General features: G+C 71.4%; 18 protein-coding genes and 2 pseudogenes. 5 read left to right on the plus strand and 15 right to left on the minus strand.

The genetic code is table 11. The annotated features are described in order from the left end of the window. Positions 1-828: 828 nt before the first annotated feature. From AWW66_RS22195 to AWW66_RS22200, 3 genes are all read right to left on the minus strand, one after another. Entirely contained in the window at positions 829-2,331 is a 1,503-nt protein-coding gene (locus AWW66_RS22195; protein WP_157527710.1) for a hypothetical protein, read from the minus strand. A 76-nt stretch (positions 2,332-2,407) separates the two neighbouring features. Next, entirely contained in the window at positions 2,408-2,623 is a 216-nt protein-coding gene (locus AWW66_RS33895; protein ID WP_157527713.1) for a hypothetical protein, read from the minus strand. 77 nt (positions 2,624-2,700) lie between these two features. Beyond that, positions 2,701-3,030: a GntR family transcriptional regulator gene (locus AWW66_RS22200; RefSeq protein ID WP_067369815.1), complete on the minus strand. Its 330-nt coding sequence runs from the start codon at positions 3,028-3,030 to the stop codon at positions 2,701-2,703. Positions 3,031-3,251: 221 nt separating this feature from the next. On the opposite strand from AWW66_RS22200, the gene AWW66_RS22205 reads away from it, so the two are divergent. After that, the gene (locus tag AWW66_RS22205; protein WP_067369817.1) at positions 3,252-3,995 is read left to right on the plus strand and encodes a ParA family protein; all 744 of its coding nucleotides are present in this window, start codon (positions 3,252-3,254) and stop codon (positions 3,993-3,995) included. A gap of 1 nt (position 3,996) precedes the next feature. Then, a complete protein-coding gene (locus AWW66_RS22210; protein ID WP_067369820.1) occupies positions 3,997-4,878 on the plus strand; it encodes a ParB/RepB/Spo0J family partition protein in 882 nt (293 codons plus the stop codon). 63 nt (positions 4,879-4,941) lie between these two features. Here AWW66_RS22210 and AWW66_RS35570 read toward each other — a convergent pair whose 3' ends face one another. Beyond that, positions 4,942-5,508 (minus strand): hypothetical protein, encoded by a 567-nt coding sequence (locus tag AWW66_RS35570; RefSeq protein ID WP_245648418.1) that lies wholly within the window; start codon positions 5,506-5,508, stop codon positions 4,942-4,944. 61 nt (positions 5,509-5,569) lie between these two features. Between AWW66_RS35570 and AWW66_RS36525 the strand changes: the two are divergent. Then, a pseudogene (locus AWW66_RS36525) lies at positions 5,570-5,788 on the plus strand (IS30 family transposase); the annotation flags it as partial. Here AWW66_RS36525 and AWW66_RS22220 read toward each other — a convergent pair. Next, complete coding sequence (locus AWW66_RS22220) at positions 5,782-6,729, minus strand: hypothetical protein (protein ID WP_067369823.1); 948 nt, start codon at positions 6,727-6,729, stop codon at positions 5,782-5,784. The pseudogene AWW66_RS36525 and the gene AWW66_RS22220 sit on opposite strands and share 7 nt — an antisense overlap. A gap of 15 nt (positions 6,730-6,744) precedes the next feature. Continuing rightward, complete coding sequence (locus AWW66_RS32925) at positions 6,745-7,311, minus strand: SigE family RNA polymerase sigma factor (RefSeq protein ID WP_083978756.1); 567 nt, start codon at positions 7,309-7,311, stop codon at positions 6,745-6,747. 247 nt (positions 7,312-7,558) lie between these two features. Here AWW66_RS32925 and AWW66_RS36250 point away from each other — a divergent pair. Together AWW66_RS36250 and AWW66_RS33900 are read left to right on the plus strand one after the other, a co-directional pair. Next, a pseudogene (locus tag AWW66_RS36250) lies at positions 7,559-7,921 on the plus strand (Tn3 family transposase); the annotation flags it as partial. Positions 7,922-8,599: 678 nt separating this feature from the next. Further along, positions 8,600-9,217 (plus strand): hypothetical protein, encoded by a 618-nt coding sequence (locus AWW66_RS33900; protein WP_067369829.1) that lies wholly within the window; start codon positions 8,600-8,602, stop codon positions 9,215-9,217. Here AWW66_RS33900 and AWW66_RS35585 read toward each other — a convergent pair. The 9 genes from AWW66_RS35585 to AWW66_RS22270 form a co-directional block, all read right to left on the minus strand. After that, positions 9,214-11,247: a hypothetical protein gene (locus AWW66_RS35585; RefSeq protein ID WP_245648420.1), complete on the minus strand. Its 2,034-nt coding sequence runs from the start codon at positions 11,245-11,247 to the stop codon at positions 9,214-9,216. The two genes, AWW66_RS33900 and AWW66_RS35585, sit on opposite strands and share 4 nt — an antisense overlap. A gap of 589 nt (positions 11,248-11,836) precedes the next feature. Beyond that, entirely contained in the window at positions 11,837-12,055 is a 219-nt protein-coding gene (locus tag AWW66_RS22240) for a hypothetical protein (protein WP_067369878.1), read from the minus strand. A gap of 5 nt (positions 12,056-12,060) precedes the next feature. Continuing rightward, positions 12,061-12,798 (minus strand): Pycsar system effector family protein, encoded by a 738-nt coding sequence (locus tag AWW66_RS34940; RefSeq protein ID WP_083978754.1) that lies wholly within the window; start codon positions 12,796-12,798, stop codon positions 12,061-12,063. A 78-nt stretch (positions 12,799-12,876) separates the two neighbouring features. Next, positions 12,877-12,999, minus strand: coding sequence for a hypothetical protein (locus tag AWW66_RS36090; RefSeq protein WP_281179618.1), 123 nt, complete (start codon positions 12,997-12,999; stop codon positions 12,877-12,879). A 37-nt stretch (positions 13,000-13,036) separates the two neighbouring features. Next, positions 13,037-15,436, minus strand: a complete 2,400-nt coding sequence (locus AWW66_RS22250) for a DNA translocase FtsK (RefSeq protein ID WP_067369831.1) — start codon at positions 15,434-15,436, stop codon at positions 13,037-13,039. 101 nt (positions 15,437-15,537) lie between these two features. Continuing rightward, positions 15,538-17,499 (minus strand): helicase HerA domain-containing protein, encoded by a 1,962-nt coding sequence (locus AWW66_RS22255; protein WP_067369836.1) that lies wholly within the window; start codon positions 17,497-17,499, stop codon positions 15,538-15,540. 97 nt (positions 17,500-17,596) lie between these two features. After that, a complete protein-coding gene (locus tag AWW66_RS22260; protein ID WP_067369839.1) occupies positions 17,597-18,910 on the minus strand; it encodes a hypothetical protein in 1,314 nt (437 codons plus the stop codon). Continuing rightward, a complete protein-coding gene (locus AWW66_RS22265; protein ID WP_067369842.1) occupies positions 18,907-19,335 on the minus strand; it encodes a hypothetical protein in 429 nt (142 codons plus the stop codon). Before AWW66_RS22265 ends, AWW66_RS22260 begins: the two co-directional genes overlap by 4 nt. A 20-nt stretch (positions 19,336-19,355) precedes the next feature. Beyond that, positions 19,356-19,601 carry a hypothetical protein gene (locus tag AWW66_RS22270; protein WP_245648421.1) on the minus strand — a complete coding sequence of 82 codons (246 nt, stop codon included), beginning with the start codon at positions 19,599-19,601 and terminating at the stop codon, positions 19,356-19,358. Positions 19,602-19,821 lie beyond the last annotated feature (220 nt).

Below are 19,821 nucleotides of genomic sequence, written 5' to 3' on the forward strand. Positions count from 1 at the left end.
GTGACTCGGTGAGGGGGTGGCTCAGTCACCGCCACCCCAACCTGACCCCGAGCGGACCGACCGAACCGGAGTAACACCAATGCTGTTTCCTCAACACTGGTGTCCGACCTTCAAGTAGCGAAACCCTGGCCTCAACGCCGTGATTGTCGACAGTGGGCATCCTCTACATGGACCCTGAGCAGTCTCCGGAAGAGGTAGGGGCCCCTCGTCTACAGCACAGGAGGCTTTGAGCCAAAGGGTGGCCCAGGAGGTCCTCGGCCTCCGTCACCCCCTGCGACAACCATGCCTACCGACAGGGCTCGGGCTCGGCTCCGGATGAAGAGCTGCGCTCCGTCTCATGGCGCCACCAGGTACCGACAGGGCAGTGGTCCTGCCCTCGATGCACCCGCATCAGAGACACGTACTCCCCTGGTTGTCCGGCAAGCACCACCCAGAGCTGTCAACAATTTGAACCGATTTTTGGTTTTTGCCCCATAAATCTTGCTAGTGTGACTGAGTTCACTCAAGGCGCCCTGAAAGCGGCTACATCGACATATCACGATCATTGGTCGGCCCGTCAGCGTTGCTCCACCCATCCGTCTCTTGTTACTGAGAGTTACTTGCAGCAAGGGGCTGCCCTGTCGCAGTGGCGGCTACGACCAACGGACCCGGGAACCCACCAGCCTTCGCCGGAATCTCGTCTGGTCCTTGCGTAACCTCCCGACGGCACCTGTTGGGCCCGCATCTGCGTCGGACCCGCCAACGGCACGGCGGCTTAGTTGTCACCTTCGAGAGGACGAGCCGAAGAGCCAGCGACGTCAGCACCAGCCCCTCAGCTCGTCCCGCCTCCTAGCTTCGGTCGGTCAGGGTGGTGGCGAGTCGATCCCGCCAGGCCCGGAGCTGTCCGGGGGTGAGGTTGACGGTCACGGCGGTGGTGCCGTCGCCGATCTCCAACTGGAAGCCGGTCTCGTACTCGAAGACCGACCAGTCGATGTACCGGTCGTCGTTCTCCCACGGCGTGTAGGCGTTGAACGCCTCGTCGAGGTCGTCGGCGGTGAGCGTGGCGGTGAGCGCGTCGTGCAGCTCGCGGAGCTGGGTCGGGTTGAGGTCGAGGTCGACGGTGTCGTGCCCGTCGCCGAACTCCAGGTTCCGACCACCGTCGGCGGTGGGCACCGACCAGTCCAGGTAGGGCGCGTCTTCGCCGCGCCCCAGGCGCAACGCGCCGAAGGCGCGTAGCCGGGCTTCCCTGGCGAAGGTCCGCAGGCGGCCGGCCAGGGCACGGGCCTGCTCCGGGGTGTGCCGGGCGGTGTAGGAGTCCCAGTAGTCACTGTCGGGGCTCTCCTCGCCTTCCACCCCGGTGACCGCGATCCTGGTCGCGCCGTCGTGCTCGATCAGGTCCATCCACAGTGCCCCGGGGTCACCGCCGGCTTGGGCCATGGCCTCCGTGGTGACGTGCCGCCGGGCCGACAGGCCGGTCGCGGGTTCCTTCCCGCGCAGCAACGCGAGCAGGTCCCGCACGGTCACCGGGAGTTCGTCGTCCCCGATCATGACCGGCTCCTCCGCCATGTCGGCGTCGCCGGCCGTGACGTGCTCCAGCCGCTGCGCCGCCCTGCCCCACCGGGTGGCCGCAGGCGGCCGGGGGCCGGACTCGGCGAGGTCCGCCAGCTCGTCCAGGTGCCCGGCGGCAACCTCGGCCTCGACCGGGTCCAGGTGCGGTGGCCCGTAACTGTACGAAAGCCCGCTGCCGTCGGTGCGTTCCTCGCTGGTCACCGGGTTCCAGGTGCCGGGCGAGGTGGCCACCGCGACGTACCGGCCGCCGTCCCACCGGTCGTCGCCGTCGCCGAAGTCGAGCAGGGCCAGGGTGGTGGCCGGGCCGGCGACGCTGGCGACCCGGTCGGTGCCATGGCAGGTGTCCCCGTCGGCGTAGCCGAGCACGTCCCCCGCCGCGCCGACGGCAGGGGTGCTGTCGACCGACCCGCCGAAGCTGGTCGGGGTAGCCGCGATCGGAGCGGAAGCGAAACCGTCACCCATCAGTAGCTCCTTGCTCGCCAGGGAACCTGCCTCGGCGACCGCGTCAGCGACCGCCCCGTCATGGGTGTTGAAGTCGGCCAGAGCGGCCCTCAGGTCGTCGGCGGCGCCGGCCACCGCCGTCTGGGCGGTGCCGCACGCCCGCCCCGCGTCCCGCAGGTCCTCCACCGTCGTCGCCTCCATCCCCAGCCCCTCGTACCGGTCGGCGGCCTCGTCGAGCACCACCGCCATCCCCCCGATCTCGTCGACCTGCCTTCCGGCGGCCTCGATCGCCACCGCCAGGGCCATCCGGATCTGCTCCGGGCCGGTGGCCTCGTCGATCATCAGCACTCCCCGGTCAGGTCGGCCACGAACTCCATACCACCGGCGGTGTCCGCGCGGGCGGTCCAGCCGTGGCAGGTCACGCTCGCCTCCCGCAGACCGTGGTGGCCCACTGGCACGCCTGGTCGGCGTCGCCGGCCGGGAGCCCGTCGTGGTCGGCGTACGCCTTGTCGTCGGCCAGGAGCGACCACACCTCGGCCACCGAGTCGGGCACCGTCCGGGCCCGCGTCAGTGCCGTCACTGCTGCCCGTGGCGGTGCGTAGCCGGCCGGGCCCGATTCCACGGCATCGGTCATGATGGTGGAACTCCTTTCATCGGGAGCGCGAGGCGGTCCTGGGCTTTGGTCGGTTTCGGGGCCGCCTCGCTTCATAGTCAGTCCAGGTGGCGCATCACCTGGTTGATCGCGTTCTGCGTCCGGGCAAGCGCCGCGCTCAAATCCTGCAGAGCCTGTTTGAGAGAGGCCGGGTCACCCGATGGGCCGGGAAGCGCGGTGACGAAGGTGCCACGGCCCTGGACTGCGCTGATCAGCCCCTCATCAGCCAAGACGCGTTGCGCTTGGCGGACGGTGTTCAACCCTGGCACGCGATACTCCCCCTGCAGCTCACCGATGCTGGGCAGCGTCGAACCGATGGGCCATTCACCCTCAGCGAGCCGTCGCCGCAGGTCGTCAGCGATCTCCTGGTAGCGCGGACTACGTGCCATAGGCGAACCCTAAGACCTCACATACATCATGGGCAATAGGCAGACCGGCGGCTGAGCCGATTCGCAGGGGAGGACTCACTCCTCAGGGCTGGTTAACCGCGGTTAACCGCGACGCGCGGGGCGGGGCTTCTGACCTGGTCAGCTCCGTTTTAGCATGACGGTCATCCGAAGTACCGAGGTCCGCAACCGGCGGCCCGGGAAGCACACGGAAGTGGAGTCCCATGACTCAGGTGCATGTCGTTGCCAACCAGAAGGGCGGCGTGGGCAAGACCACGCTCGCCGTCAACCTCGGAGCGGTGACCTACGACGTACTGGTCAACCCCGAGCCGATCCTTCGCTCCACCGCCGAAGCGGTAGGCGACCCCGAGAGCCCGGTGATGGTCGCGTCTACCGACCCCCAGGCGTCCTCGGTGTGGTGGTCCCGCCGGGTGGAGCGGCAGGGGGGCTTGCCGTTCGACTTCGCCCAGGTCGACGATCCGCGGGATCTCAGCAAGCTGCGCAAGCTTCACTACGAGCACATCTTCGTCGACACTCCCGGCTCCCTAGAGGACGAACGCATCCTCCAGGCCGCGCTCGACGAGTGCGACGACGTGTTGGTGCCGATGGTGCCCGAGCCCCTCTGCTACGACCCCACGGCCCGAACGATCGAGTCCGTCATCGGCCCTCGAGGAATCCCGTACCGGGTGGTGGTCAACTCCTGGGATCCTCGTGACGGGCTTCCTGACCTTCAGCAGACGGCGCAGTTCATCCAGCGCAAGGGATGGCCGATGTGCAACACCGTCATCCGGCGGTACAAGCTGCACTCCAGGGCATCCGCCGAGGGCCTGGTGGTGACCCAGTACCCCCGCAACCGGGTGGCGATGGAGGCCCGAGAGGACTTCTTCCGCTTGGCGTTGGAGATGGGTTACGGCGGCGGATCCACCGTCCCTCTGCAGGGAAGCTCTGCCAACCTGCAGGAGGCATGAGATGGCCGGCAAGAGGGTGAACCTCTCGGAACTGGCCAGCGAGCCGGCCCTTCCGGAAGCCCGGGTCCCCAGCTTCGCGGAGTCAACGCCGCGGACGGCCCGGGTGCACCAGGTCGCGGCGAACCCGCTGAACACTCGGGACCTGACGGCTGACCGGGCAAAGATCGAAAGCATCGCAGACTCGCTACGGACACACGGGCAGTTACAGCCGTGCACCGTGGTGCCCCGCGACGCCTTCTTGAACATCTACCCAGAACACGAATCAAGCCTCGGCACCGCCAAGTGGGTCCAGGTCACCGGCGGCCGACGCCGCGCCGCCGCTCTCCTGGCGGAACTCCCGACCCTCGACATCGTCGTCAAGTCAGGTCCGGCCGAGAGCCGGGAGGCCTGGGTCAGCGCCACGGCGGCCGAGAACCTCGACCGCGAGAACCTCGACCCCATCGAGGAAGCTCAGGCCATCCAGCTCCTCGTACACGAATGCGGTACGGCGAAAGCGGCGGCTGCCCGGCTCTCACGCACTCCTCCGTGGGTGACCCAACGGCTCAACCTCCTCAAGCTGACGTCGGAGGTCCAGGCGCTCGTAAGGGCCGGGGAGGTTCCACTGCGCGAGGTACGAGACCTCCATCAGGTGCCCCCCGAGTCTCAGCTTCACGAGCTGAGACGACGACAGCAGCCGTCAGAGCCGGAGTTAACCGCGGTTAACCAGCATGCCGAGAACAAGGGGGTTTCTACACCGGCATCGACCTCCCGACGGTCAGCTACTGCCGTCGCCATCCGACGCCTAGGCGGCACGCCTGACAAGATCGCGGAGTCTCTGCGCGCCGAGATGACGTCCGATGATCTGCGCTCACTGGCTCAACTGCTACTGGCCGATCCCGAGTAAGACCCGATCATCCCCGGCCGCCCCCGAAGAGCGGCCGGGGCTCCGGGCCCCGGAACGAGACTGTCAGTTCAGTTGGGCCACGATCTGGCCAGCGGCGTCGCGGCCGACAACGGCGGTGATATCGGCAAGATTCATCCCATCGGACTCGGCGTCGCCGCGGGGAAGCCAGACCGCATACGCGCCGACTTGGCGACCGCCAGTCGCGGGCAGCGGATGGACAGCGGCCGTGGCAGTCTGGCCGAACATGGTCACGGAGACGCTGGTGACAGCACCGCGCACGGCCCCAACCAGGATGATCTCCCTTGATTGTGGGTCCAACGGCGCGGGGTAGGGCAGCGGCTTGGCGGGCAGCAGCGGTGAACCGACGGTGTCCAGAGCCGAGGGCGCGGGGTCGCAGAAGAGGCTCTCGTTCTCCTTGCCCTCTTCGTGCTTTCCTCCGGCGCGGGCCGCGCGTACACAGAACGCGCCTTCGGCCAACCAGGCGGAAGTCTCCCAGCCGGGTATACGGGCGTCTAACACCACAGGGCGGCCCGTGGTCGGCGGATGCCCGGTGGGGGCGGGACGCCCGGCGGCACAACCCTGCACAGCGAGCAGCCCGGCTAGGACGATCGCGATGATGCGAGTGCGCATGTCTTTAGTATTCCGGCTAGATGTCCCCGCGGCGGCCAATAGCCGCCGCGGGGACGAAGTTGCCCGGCAGGTTCCCGGGCATTGGGAAGGTGAGCTGGTAATCGGCAGGGGCGGCAAAAGCGCGGTCCGCGACGTTGGTCGAGCGGACCCCGCAATTCGTGGTCCTGCCCGCTAACCGGCCGCGACGCGTTGACCGTCGGCGACACGGTCATCGCCACTGGGACCCTGCCCCCACAGCTGGCTCGGTGGTTGACCTGGGACTGCGGGGAGGAGTCAGCAGAAGCAGGCGTACTGCCAGCCGATGCGGTAGTTCATGTACACGGTGGGAGTGCTCCACGGCAGCCGTACCGTGCTGGCGCCCGACGCGCTGCGGCTGTCGCTGGAACCTCCTGCGCTACCGCCGTGCCATTCCACCTTATGGACCGTCCGGTTCCAGGTCACGTTCCAGCCGTTGTTGCAGAGCGGCACCTGGTACGAGAGTTCGACGATCTGGCTCAGACCGACGGTGAACTGGCCACAGTTGATCCCGCTCTGGTTGGCAGACGGTGATGCCTCGATGATTTCGACGCCGGAACCCGACCACGTGATCTCGGTGGATCCCTTCTGCAGTTCCTTGCCGCCGCCGAGCACGCCGGTGCCCCAGCCGTGCGCTGTTCCGGAGCCCGCCCCGTACCAGGCCGAGGCGTCTGCATCGTCCACGTTGTACAGCTTGTAGCAGCCGGACCACTCGAAGTCGGGGTCCGGGTAGTTGGTCTCGCTGTAGACGCAGCCGGAGCTCACGATCGGTGGCTCTTCCAGGAGTGCGCCTTGTGGTTGGGCCTCCTGCCGCGCCTCGGCGGGGCTGAATCCCGCAGCGAGGGCGTCGGCGTAGACGCTGCGGCCCGCAGCCGAGTACGCGGCGGCCTCGGCCGAGGACTGGCCGACGCCCTGCGGATCAACGATCTGCACCTCACGGTCGTAAACGCGCCGACCGTCCTGCGTGATGGTCGGAGACATCGAACCCGTGAAGATCACCTTCGCGCCGGTGGACGCGACGACGGTGATCCCTTCGGTGTAGCGCAGGCGAACGGCCGAGCCGCTGTACAGCGGCTCGGTGGACAGCAGGGTCGGGCTCCAGGCCTTCTCTTCGACCTCCGGCGCGGCTTGCGCCGCTACCGCCATCAGCATCGGACCGGCCAATAGTGCGGCGGTCACGGTGGCGAGTGTGCGATGCAACTTCATTGACTGGCTCCTCCGTTAACCATCGATGCATGCTGCTACGTACACGCGAGGTCGGACGCCGCATGCTGCACGCGGCGGCGGTCGAATTTCCAGATCGCGGCGCAGTGCCTTGAGCGCTCGTACCGTCTGGCTGGTCACCGTTCCCGTCGTGCACCCGAGCGCCTGTGCTGTCTGCGTGACGCTGAGGTCATAGAAGAAGCGCAGGGTGAGGACGGCCTGCTGGCGCGGACCTAGCCGTTGCAGCACCGGCAACAGGGATACACGATCATCGACGGTAGCGTGCGAAGCAGGAGCCAGCACGCTGTCCGTTGCGGTGATGGACATTGTGGTGCTCTCGTGTCGCCAACACGGCCGACGACGTTCCGTCAGAAAGTTGCGGACCACGACACGGTGGGCGTAGGCGCCGAGTCCTGTCCGCCGGTCCAACCGGTTCCAGCGCTGATACACCTTGAACAGCGCCGCCTGAACAAGATCCTCTGCCTCGTACCAGTCGCCGCAGATGTCATAAGCCTCACGCCGTAGCCAATGTTGGATTGAACGGACGAATCCTTCGAACTCCACCTCGTCTACGTCGTTCGTCATCGGCAGCGCTACCTCCCCCGCGATCCCGGCTATGCAGCAATCGGGGTCGGCGGGTGCGTGTACGCCTGAGAACCCCGCGCTACTCAGGTAAGCCACCATATCGACGTAATTTAATATAAGCCAGCATTGATCGGATATGTAATATTTGCTTCGCAATCGTTACAATCCGTGACGGTTGAGCTCGCATCCCAACCAAGATCAAAGACGAACACGATCCGCCCAGTGCCGGCTCGACGTTGATCAGCGTGTGCTGGTCGCGCTGCGCGACGGGCTGCGCTCCGGGAGGCGTTCGTGCCGGGTTCGCGCCGGTACGCCGACCCGGCGTCGTTCCTGCTCACGTCGCAGCAGTGGCAGGCGCAGCGGGTAAAGTTTTGCCACCTTGGTCGGAGAACCCGCTGTGGCGGACGATGCTCTGCGCAGGCTGATGACGAGATGCACCGCCTTGGCGGATCTGGAGACCCAACTCGCCAGGGGCAACCCGGGCAAGGTGCGGCTTCCCGACGCCGGGGAGCTGGTGATCCCACCTCTGACGGCCGAGGATGTCCCGGCTGAGGTCGACGCGCTGCGTACGGAGTTGGCGGCGATGCTGCCCCGCGTGCCCCTGGCGACCTCGGCGCGGGCGTCGCGGAGCTGGGCTCGTACGTCGTCGTGCTGCGCCTCCAGGGCGCGGCGGCGTTCGGTCTCCCGGGCGACGGTCGCCGCGCGGGTTTCCGCCTCGGCCTCGGCGCGACCCTGGGCCTTGCGGGCCTCAGCGGTGTCCCTGGCGGCTTGGGCGACCGCGTCGGCGGCCTCACGTTCGGCGGTCTGGGCGCGGGCGACGGCAGCGTGTCGCTCCGTCTGAGCCGCCGCGCGGCGAGGTGGGCCGCGTTGAGGGCCTGGTTCCGTTCGGCCTCTGCGGGCCTGGGCGCGGGCGACGGCGGCGGCCATCGCGGTCTCGGCCTCGGCGATGCGGGCTAGGGCACCCGCTTCGACATCTTGCACCGCTGGCAGCACCGGTTCGAGGCGGGCGGTCAGCGCGGCGATCGGTCCTGGCCGCAGCAGCACCCCGCTTACAGGCGGGCTCGTGGTTCCGGGGTCTCGTCTGTGGGCCCTCGCGGGAGGTAGGGTGCCGGCCTCTGGAGGTGTGCGTCCTATGTCGAGCGAGCTGTGGCCCCAGTCGACGTCCCTGCGTCCGCCTGATCTTCCGTGTCTCCACTGTGGTGAGGAGTTCCGGCCGCCTGTCCTCGCTTCCGCTGGGGGTCAGTGGAACGACCGTGGTGTCTGGCGGTGCGGGGGTTGCTCGAGGTCGATGGCCAGCCTGTCCTTCGGTCCGACTGACGTACCTGACGGTCGCGCGCAGATTGAGGCGGCGGTCAGGTTGATCGGAGTTCGTGTGCCGGCCCTGGCCCGATGCAACCTGGGCAACGTCTATGAGGCTCTTCGGCCGTACTTCCTTGCTGGCTGGTGTGTGCGGGATGTCCTCCGCGCTTTGGACTACCTGCCGGATGGCCGGCCGCATCCGGGCCAGGGGGTGTCCTGGTCGGTGCGGGACAGCCCGGACAAGACCCTGTGGGCTCTGCGTCAACGGCTGCGGATGTGGCGCTGGCGTGACCGCCCCGACCAGGAGAACATCATGAGCGGCTGGTGGACCGAGATGTCCAAGGCGATGGCCGTGGCGAAGGAAGAACAGGATCACCGCGCGGCGATCCGGGACGAGGACTGGGCCCGCCAGCGGGCCGACGCCCGTGCCAGTGACGGTTCGGCCCGAGCACTGGCACGTCGCCAGGCGGAGATCGCCGCTGGGATCGCCAAACGCGCGCGGCGTGAGGCCGACCAGCGGGAGAGGGCACGGATCGCGGCAGAGATCGCCGCAGGCAAGGCGGCGTCACGGGCATGGCAGGACGGCCAGTCCCATCGGATGAACTAGGGCCGGGCTGTCGGTGGAAGACCGGCGCCGGGCTTGGCGACCTCGGGCCAGTCGCACTCGCCACCGGCCCCGTCGTCGAGCAGTGCGGCCCGATCGGTGCGGCGCAGGTGCCCGGAGGTGCGGGCGCGGATCTCGGCCAGGGCGGCCTCGGCCGCCGCGCTGCGCCGGCCCGGCACCGCCACGGCGGTGGCGTCCTGGTCTCGATCGGCGGCGCGGGCCGCCCGGTCGGCGGCGGCCTGCTCGACGACCAGGGCCCGGCGGTGCTCGGTGTGGCGGCGTGCCGGGTGCGGCGGCGCGGCCAAACCGGTCAGGACGTCCTCCAGCACGGCCCGCAGGTACGCGACCGGGTTGTCCGGGGCGGCCAGCAGTGCCTGGGACCGGCTGCGCCGTACCCAGGCGTCCAGCGCCTCGGCCGTCCAGTCCGAACCGAGCGTCGCGCCCAGGGTCGCGGCGACCCGGGGCAGGGGAGCGGGGCGCAGCCACACCCACCGGTCCTGGACGGCCCGTGCGAGGTCGTACGCCCATCCGGACCACTTCGGAAGTGGACGTGCCGCTCGTGATCCGGCAGGCACCCCTTGGCGCGGCCTAGGATGCCTGCCTGGTGACCGGCCGGCACCATCCCGACGATCATGCCGCCCCGCTCTCGTCGATGAGCGCGAAGCGCCGCTCTTCCTCCGGCCACGCCGGTCCTCCGACGCGGCGTACGCGATCGACGGTGAGATCAGCAAACCCTGGTACGGACAGGAACTTAAGTTCTCACCTTGAGGCGCCATGCGGGGGGCGAATAAATTACCGGTGTCGATGGGTCGCGCGGTGATGGCCGGAGCGACCACGGCGCGGGTGACGGCGGCGGCCACCGCCTTGCGCATCCGATCGAGGCGCTCGACGTCCCGGCGCTCGGCCCACCCGCCGGCGCGGGCGCGGAGCCCGTCCAGGTGCTGCTGGGCGGCGGCCAGGAGGGTGTCGGCGTGATCGAGGAGGTCGGCCAGGACCGCCAGGGCGGTGGGCACCAGGGCGGCCTGGGCTGTCAGGTCGCCCTGGTGCACGGGGGTCAGGTCGTAGCAGGCGCGGTCCTGTGAGCGCCCCGTCTCGATCCGCTCGGGCAGGGACAGCCGGCGGCCGGCGTGGGTGCGGGTGGCCCACCCGAGGGCGCAGGAGCGGGCCCACGCCGAGGTCACTGCCCGCTGGGTGCATCCGGCCAGCTCGGCGGTGCGGGCGCGGCCCGGCATCGCCCGGCGTCCCGAGCGCCAGTCGGCGTCCACCGCCATCACGGCGGCGACCCGGGCGAGGGCGCCGGGGCGGCCCCGGGTCGTCGACCGGGCCGCGGTGTCGCGGGCCAGGAGGTCAGCCAGCAGCCGCACCGCCCGCGCCCGACCCGACCCGGCCTGGTGGCCCTCCAGCACCGCGTGCAACCGGTCCACCCACGCGGCCAGCTCGTCGACGCGGTCCTGCGCCTCGGCTATCTCGGTGATCCGGTCGAACTCCTCCGCCACCCGGGCCGCCTCGGCGGCGTCGGCGGCCTCCTGGGCAGCCGACGCCGCCGCGAGGTGCGACCACCCGCACAGCCAGCACTCCGGCACCGGATGAGCCGAACCACACACCGCGCAGCCCTCCGGGACGTCAAGGTCCAGGCGCTGCCGCAGCTCGGCCACCAGGCGGCGGCGGTTCCCGGCGCCCTGCCGCTCCCGAGGGCCCCGCCAACACGGCAGGCACAACGGATCCGACCCGACCCCGTCCCGCGAGACGCCCTGCCGGTCCACCCCGGCCGCCGCGCACCGCACACACCCGGTCTGCTGCCCCGTCGGATGCACCGGCCGGGAGCGGGCCTGCGCCGGCACCGCGATGCGGAACTGGCCCCACCGGTCCGGGGTAACCGCCAGCCGGGCCGCTGCCTCCGGGCCGTCCAGCAGGGCGACCCGGTCTGGCCGGCGGGCGTGGCCCGGTGTCCGCGCCCGCACCGCCGCGAGGGCGGCCTCCACCGCCGCGCTGCGCTGCCCCGGGCGCGGGGCCTGGTCGTCGACAGCGGTCACCGGCACACCGCCTCAAGGGCAGGGAAGGGCCGGGTGGTAGTGGGCACGCGCGACACCCTGGACCACGCGACAGGCTTACGTCCTGGGCGCGAACCAGATGCGGTCTGAGCTGCGCGAACGGGCAGGGCTGGGGAGGAGGCCGGGCGCGGTGGTGCCCCGTGGATAGGACACGCCGAAGTCGCGTCCTGAGACAAGATTGCACCCAGCCCGAAGGTGGGTGCTATTGTTTCCTCCGAGCTTGTTGGAGCCTCAGACCCTGCTTCCGCCGCCAAGCAAATACAGGGTGTGGGGCTCTCTTGCTGTCTGCAGTTAGGGGTTGAGCGCGGGCGCTCCCTCAAGATCGAAGTCTGTGGGTGGCCCCAGGGTGGGCCGGGGTTGTAACCCGTGGATCTTACGGTCACTGTGCCATCGGCAGGGTCGCCGACGCGCCCCGGGATCGGCGTTTCTGGCCAGTCCTGTGTGGGTCTCAGCGTGAAATCGGTACATAACGGGATGAGCCCGGCAGCCTTGCGTGCCAGGACAATCCGAATGCGAGCGTTCGAATGGGCGGCCCGGCGATTCGGACCGCCCATTCGCGCGCATTGAATGGTCACGCGGGCAGGTGGATGGTGTCGTAGTGGACCGCGCGGTCGGTGCCGGTGTGGACGTACAGCTCGCCGTAGCGGTCGTCGGGGCCGGCGGCCGTGGTGAGCAGGTACTGGGCGCAGCGCACGGCGGCGTCGGCGTCGACGGCGGTGAAGTAGGCGATGTCCAGCGGGGTGTCGGGGTCGGGGTCGGTGACGATGTCCAGCCGGTACTCCTCAGCCATGGCGGTCACCGGCCCCAGATGGCGAGGGCGACGGTGGCGGCGGCGCCGAGGTAGCCGGCGAGCAGCAGCGGCACCGCCCGGCCGATCGCTTGATACTTGGCGCGGGTGGCGCGGGAGAGCCACCACAGCTCCCGGGCTCGGGACAGGGGCGTCATCTGGGCGACGTGGTCGGCGTCTCCGCCGGCCACCCGGGCCAGGACGCCGTGGGCGTCGTCGGCGTCGGCGTACGCCATGAACCCGAAGTCCCCGGCGCCGAGGCGGGGGCGGGAGGCGAGCAGGAGCAGGGTGACGGCGGCGAGGACCACCACGGCGGTGCCCGCTCCGACACGCACGGCTGCGGTGGGGAGGTGGCCGCCGGCCGCCGCGCCGCCGAGGACGGCCAGGCCGGCGCCGAGCAGCACCCCGGCCATCTGCAGGTACCCCGAGGCTTTGGGGTCGACGCGGTGCAGCTCGGCGCGCACGGCGGTGACCTCGGCGTCCAAGGTGGCGGTGGTGGTGCCCCGGCCGCAGGCGGCGGCGTGCGTGCCCGCGCGGGCGAGGATCTGCAGCTCGTCGACGTCCCGGTCGGTGTGGCCGCAGCCGGCACAGCGGGTGGTGCAGGCGGTCGGGGTGGACGGGATCTCCACCAGCACCGCGTGCGCCCCGGCCGTGGGGATGCGGAACTGGCGGTGGCCGCTGCGGGGGTCGACGGTGACGGCGTACGCCGCGCCGAGGTAGGTCGGGTCAGCCTGGTCGGGCATCATGATGGTGCTCCTCTCACGGGGAGTGGCGGGCGGCCCCGGGCTCGTGGAAGGCAGGGGGCCGCCCGCGTCGTGTCTGGGTTAGCGCTGCGGCCAGGTGATGCTGGTGTTGTGCTCATGCGAGCCGCTGTGTCCCCGGTCGAGGTCGCAGCGGTGGCCGCTGGTGGGGTGCACCGAGGCGCAGCGGGTGCGGAAGTCGGGCATCGGTCTCTCTCCTCTGTTTGCGGTCGGTTGGGGCGCGTCAGCGGCGGGCGCCGCTGCGCGGGAACGGCAGCACCGTGGCGGTGCGGTCGTCCGGATCGGTGGGGGAGCCGCCGCCGAGAGCGGTGAGCAGGTCGGGCAGCTCGTCGGCCCTGACGAGGACGTCGCGGGCCTTGGAGCCCTCGGACGGGCCGACGACCCGCAGCTCCTGCAGGGTGTCCATCAACCGGCCGGCCTTGGCGAAGCCGACGCGCAGCTTGCGCTGCAGCATCGACGTGGACCCGAACTGGCTGGTGACGATCAGCTCGGCGGCGTCGCGCAGCAGGGCCCGGTCGTCGTCGCTAAGCCCATCGACCACCGTGGTGTCCACGGCGGCGGCCGGGACGGCGTCGGGTAGCTCGGCCGGCTGACGGGCCAGCCCGGCCGGGGTGGTGCCGGCCTGGGTGCGCCAGTGCTCGACGACGGCGGCGACCTCGGCGTCGGAGACCCAGGCTCCCTGGATGCGGGTGGGGGTGGACGCGCCGATGGGCAGGAACAGTCCGTCGCCCTTGCCGAGCAGCTTCTCCGCGCCGGGCTGGTCGAGGATGACCCGGGAGTCGGTCAGCGACGAGGTGGCGAACGCCAGCCGGGACGGCACGTTCGCCTTGATCAGGCCGGTGACCACGTCGACCGAGGGGCGTTGGGTGGCCAGGACGAGGTGGATGCCGGCGGCGCGGGCGAGCTGGGTGATCCGCACGACGGAGTCCTCGACGTCGCGGGGGGCGACCATCATCAGGTCGGCCAGCTCGTCGACCACCACGACCAGGTACGGGTACGGCTGCACCTGCCGGTCGCTGCCGGCGGGGGCGGTGATCTCCCCGGCGCGGACCTTGCGGTTGAAGTCGTCGACGTGCCGGACGCCGTGGGCGGCGAGGTCGTCGTAGCGCATCTCCATCTCCCGCACGACCCACTCCAGGGCGTCAGCCGCCTTCTTCGCGTTGGTGACGATCGGGGTGACCAGGTGCGGGATCCCGGCGTAGGCGGTCAGCTCGACCCGCTTCGGGTCGATCAGCAGCAGCCGCACCTCGTCCGGGGTGGCCCAGGTCAGCAGGGACACCAACAGCGCGTTGAGGAACCCGGACTTGCCGGAGCCGGTGGCTCCACCCACGAGCAGGTGGGGCATCTCGGCCAGGATCGCGGTGACCGCCGACCCGTCGACGTCGCGGCCGAGGCCGACCAACAGCCGGTGCGCGCTGCCGCTGGGGCGGGAGCGGATCACGTCGCCGAGGGTCACGATCTCCCGGTCGTCGTGGGGGATCTCCACCCCCACCGCGCTCTTGCCCGGGATCGGGTTGAGCAGCCGCACGTCCTCGGTGCCGACCGCGTACGCGAAGTTGCGGGCCAGGCCGGTGACCTTCTCGACCTTCACGCCGGGGCCGAGGGTGATCTCGTATCGGGTGACCGCCGGGCCGCGCTGGTAGCCGCTGACCGTCGCCGCGACCTTGAACTGGTCCAGGACCGCCTGCAGGGCGGCGCTGACCGAGTCGCTGGCGGCGGTGCGCCGCTTCGGCCGGTCACCGGTGGCCAGGAGGCTCACCGGCGGCAGCCGGTGCCCGGCTGGCCCGGCGGGGGACACCGGGGCCACCGCTGGCCGGGACCGCGCACCCTGGGCGGCCGATTCCACGGAATCGGGCACGGCAGGGGCCGGGACCGAGGGGCGGGCGGCCGGCGCGGGGACGAGGGTCTCGTCGTCCTGGTCGAGGTCGAACCGGTCGTCAACGTCGTCGAGGTCGTCGTCCTGGTCGACCGGCTCGGGGCTCGGGCGGCGGCGGGCGGCGCGGACGGTGGTGGCCACGGCAGCCGGGGTGAGGCCGGTGATCGCGGTGGTGCCGGCGGCGATCAGGCCGAGCAGCAGCGGCACCGCACCCCAGGGTGTCAGAAGGGCGTCCACGGCGCCGGTGAGCCGGCCGAGCAGTCCGGCGGCTCCGGGAGCGGCGAGGTCGACCAGGCCGGCGAGCCCGCCGGTGGCGGCGAGCAGGCCGGCGGCGTGAGCGAGCACCCGGACGGTGTGGGTGCCGGCCGGATGCCGCATCGCCTGCACCGCCAGCCAGACCAGCGGCAGGGGCGTGATGACGGCGAGCCGGCCGACGAGGACCTCGGCCAGCCCGGCGGGAAGGCCGAGGATCTGGCCGGGCACACCGGCCGGGGCGGTCCAGGCCGACACGGCCAGCAGCAGGCCGGTCAGCAGCAGGCCCAGTCCGACCTGGTCGTGGCCGGCCTCGTCACCAGTGCGGGGCGGGGGAAGGCGGCGGGCGAGCCGTCCGGTCCCGGCGGCGAGGTGCTCCCATCCGGTGCGGGTGGCCTCACCGCAGCGGCGGGCGATCTGCGCGCCGACGCCCGGAGTCTCGGCGGCCTTGGTGGCCGCCTTGCGGCGGCGGGTGCGGGGGGTGTCGGTGGCCATGGTGGCTCCTTGTCCGGGCAGGGTGGCGCGGGCAGAGGTCGGGGGGCTTGGCAGCCGCCGCGAGGGCCGGACCGGCGTCGGGCCGGCCGTCACGGCGGCGGTCAGGCCGAGATGGTCCAGGCGCCGCCGCGCTGGACGGGCGGGGTGATCCGCTTGGCCTCCTTGAGCCGGGTGAGGACGGCGTAGAGCTGGGCCTGGTTCACCGGGCAGTCCGGGCGGTCGAGCAACACCTGCGCCGACGCCGGACCCCGGCGCAGGCACGCGAGGACCCAGTCCGCGGTGGAGACCGGCTGTGCCTCGACCACCACCTGCTGCTGGGCGACCTGGCCGGTGGTCTTGCCGCCGCCGGTAAAGGCTGCGCGCAGCCGGTCCACGGCGGAGGTGGCGGTGGTCTGCCCGGTGCTGGCGCTGACGGTGGTGGTGGTCTTGGCGCCGGGGGCCTTGATCGGGGTGGTGGGGTCGACCGGGGGTACCTGCCAGCGCACGGGCACCCGGGGGGCGGCGGCTGCGGCGGCGGCCTCGTCGAGGTGCGGGACGCGGCAGAGCATGCCTACCCGGGGGCTGTGGCGCAGGTAACCCATGCCGGCGGTGGTCCGGCCGTCGATCTCCGGCTCCAACGCGAAGGGATCGCCCACGAAGTCGTCGGGCAGGATGGTGGTGCCGGAGCCCCGGTTGGACAGGCGCAAGATCAGGGCGTTGCCGGCGACCAGGGCGTCACGCAGCCGCACCGACCCGCCGAGGGAGCGCATCTGCGGGAGCTGAGTGGCCAGCACGAGGCCGACGCCGGTCTTGCGCATCGTCTCGGCGACCTGCTCGACCAGGCCGACCAGCGGGGTGTTGGGGACCAGGACGAGCTGGCACTCGTCGATGATCACGATGAGGCGGCGCAGTCCGAGGGCCTTGACCCTCGGGTCGTTCTCGTCGAAGGCGTCGACGCCGACCCCGGCGAGCAGGGCCGAGCGGCGCATCACCTCGGCGTGCAGCCGGCGGGCCAGCAGGATCGTCTTGTCGACACCGGAGTGGTACTCGACGGCGTCCTTCCAGGCCGGCAGGGACTGGCCGTTCTGCGGGTCACCGATGACGACCTGCACACCCGCTTCGAGCAGGTTGGCGATGAGGACGCCGACGGCCCGGCTCTTGCCCGCCCCGGTGCTGCCGACCATCAGGCCGCCCAGCACCCCGAAGCCCGGCCGGGACACGATCCAGTGGCCGGGGGAGCCGTCGGTGAAGGTCGCGATCTGGCACCGGCCGTCGGCGTAGGTGGGGCCGGTCCACGGCACACCGCCGGCGACGTAGGACTGCTCGACCAGGATGACCTGCAGCCGGGCCGTCTTCCCGGTGGTCCGCCACCCGACCGCGCCCTCGTCGAGGTCCATGGCGACCTCGACGTCCGGGCCGGTCCGGATGATCTGCTTCGGCCGGGTGCCGGGCGCCAGCCGCACGATGGCCTCGGTGACGCCCGCCCGGGGGCTGGTGGCGTGGACCAGGGTGGTGCCCTCGCACACCCGCGCGTCAACGACCTCGGTCTGCCAGCGCCGAGCCCAGTGAGCGGTCAGCGGGTCGACCGTCGGGATCACCGGCGCGTCCGAGGACTCCGGCATGACGGGTGCGGCGACGGGGTGCTGGCGGAGGTGGTGCCACCAGGGCCAGCCCAGCACCGCGCCGAGCAGCGTCGGCAGGAAGATCGTGGCCATGGGGTGCGCGGCCATCGCGTCGGGTCCACCGGCGGCGGCCGTCCCGGCGGCGACGGCGCCGAGGGCGACCACGATGGTGGCCCGCCAGGCGCGGACGGCGCGGCTACGGGCCGGCCAGCACACCGCCACGGCCGTCATCGCGAGGACGGCGACGGCGATGGTGCCCCAGGCGATACCGAGTGGCCCGGACACCCAGGCCAGGGCCAGGCCGGCGAGGACCCAGTACACCGGCAGCAGCCGCCGCCAGCTCCGCCGGAAGAACCAGCCGAACGCCAGGACGAGGGTGCCGAGCAGGGACACGAGCAGGGCCAGCCGGGCCGCCCGCACCTCGGAGACGGATCGTTGCTGCGTGTGGGTCGTGGTCGCCATTGGTCGTGTCCTCATCTCGGGAGCCGAGGTTGTCGCTCAAGCAGGGGAGAGGGCCCGGGGCGGATCGCCGCCCCGGGCCCGGGGCGAGCTGGGTCGGTCAGCCGACCAGGACTTCCTTCGACGCGACGTTGCCGCCCGCGTCCGCGACGGCCTCCGCGACCTGGCCGTCCTTGGCGTTGAAGTCGGCCAGGGCGGCCTGCAGCTCCTCCTGGGCGCTGGTCAGCGCGGCCTGCGCGGCGGCGAACTGCTCGGCGGCGTCGCGCAGGTGGCCGACCGTTGAGGCCGCCATGTCGAGGCCCTCGTACCGGTCGGCGGCCTCGGTCAGGACACCGGCGACCCCGCCGACCTCCTCCGACCGCTCCCCGGCCGCCTCCGCCGCCGTGGTGAACGCCGCGCGGATCTCCTCCGGGCCGGTGGCTTCCAGGTTCATGCTCATGAACATCTCCTTCAGGGTGTTGGGCAGGGTGCTGGATGGTTTGGTGCTGGTCGGGCTGTCCGCCGCAGCGGTGGCCGTGGTGGGCTGCTCGGTCTTGACGGCGGTGTCGGTGCCGGCGGTCGCCTGGTCGCCGTTGGGCGTCGGGCAGACGTGCTGGGCCGCGTCGGTCCTGGCCTCCGCCTCGGTGGCGTGACCGCCCCGGGCCGACCCGCACAGCGAGCAGCGCCAGATGTAGAGCGGCCGGGGTGCCGGTGCCGTGCACTGGGGGGAGCAGGGCGTCACGCAGTACGGGTGCTGGTCGGTGTGCACCACCGACGACACCGGCCCCGGCTGCTGCGCCGGCTGCGACGCCGGGGCGGTTACGACCGGTGCGACCTGGGCCTGGCCCTGGTCCTCGGCGCCGCCGGGGATCACTCGCAGCGTCGGCCGCCCGGTAGCCACCGGGTCCGGTCCCGGCGGGACGGCCTCGGGGCCGTCCGTGGTCTCGTTGTCCTGGGTCACCTCCTGGTCCTCCCCGCCGCTGTACTGGTCGGGGTGTTCGGTGCGGGTGTGCTCGCGGCCGGCGCCGCGAGCGTTGGCCTCGATGCGGTACGGGCGGCTGTGCCAGCCGCACACGTCGCAGTCGGCGTAGAAGTGGCTGTCCTCGGCGACGTCGACGAACACCCCGTCGACGGCCTGGGCGCCACGCTTGCGGGCGGCAGCCCGGCGGCGGCGGGCCCGGGACGCCGCAGTGGCGTCCTCGATCAGCCCGGCCACGTACCCGTCGGCCGCCGACCAGGCGCTGCCACCCGACCGCCCGGCCGGGGCCTTGCCCGACCCGCCATCCCCGCTGGCCTTCTGCTCCTGGGCCCGGTGGCGCTCGCGCGCCAGCCGGCGCGGGGACTGCTTGCCCCGTACGGCGTAGGAGGCGTCCTCCAGCATCAGCACGGCGATCTTCGCCACCGCCAGCCACACCAGGATGTCGAAGAAGATCACTGGGTCACGCTCCGGATGGTCTCGCCGAGACCGCCGACGACGATCGGAAGCAGGAGGGCGCAGGCCAGCGCGGCGTGGGCGAGCTTGCCCCGGGCACCGCCCTTGCCGCCCTTGTCCCCGCCCTTACCGGCACCGCCCTTGCCCCGGCGCAGGAACACGACCACCACGATGGCCAGGGCCAGGCCGAGGGCGGTGGGGATGGCCACCGCCACCTCCTTCGTGCTCTGGCCGATCCCGTCGCCGATGGGGCCGGCCACCACGTCGACGCCCTTGGCGAGCCAGCGGTTGGCCTCGGTGACCACGACTCCGGCGAGCAGCGCGCCGACCAGCAGGCCGAGCACCACCCGCAAACGAGGGGTGAAGGAGAAGAAGATCGACATGACGATGTAGACGAAGCCGGCGAGCACGATCACTGCGCTGGTCATGAGGGCCTCCTTTCGGGAGGTCAGAGGGTCGCGACGAAGACGGCGGCCACGGCGGCGGCGGCCATCAGTCGCAGCGGGTGGGAGAGGATCCACGAGGCCAGGTGCAGCAGGCCTCGGGGGACGAGCACGAGGACCGCCCAGCAGGCCATCGCGATGGCGGCGGCGTCCTGGCCGCCACGGGCCCGGTTGGCCTGCTCGACGACGGCGCACAGCGGGTCGGGGGAGCCGGTCCACACGGCGGCGACGCTCGCCCAATCCCCCGGCACGTCACTGACGGTAATTCTGGTGCCAGAGTTGGGGCCAGAATCCGCCTGTCCGCTCTGCACGGGTTGGTCCTGGTTGGATTCCGGTAGGGGAGGGGTACGGAGGCTTTCTGACCTGCGCTCCGCAAGGGAAACCACGGGGGCCGTGGGCCGGAGTGGAACTCGCGGCGACGGTGACGGAATGTAGTTGTCCTCGGCGGGTTGGGCGCTCACGGGGATCACC

The sequence above is a fragment of the Micromonospora rosaria genome, assembly GCF_001567585.1.
GTDB classification, from domain to species: domain Bacteria; phylum Actinomycetota; class Actinomycetes; order Mycobacteriales; family Micromonosporaceae; genus Micromonospora; species Micromonospora rosaria.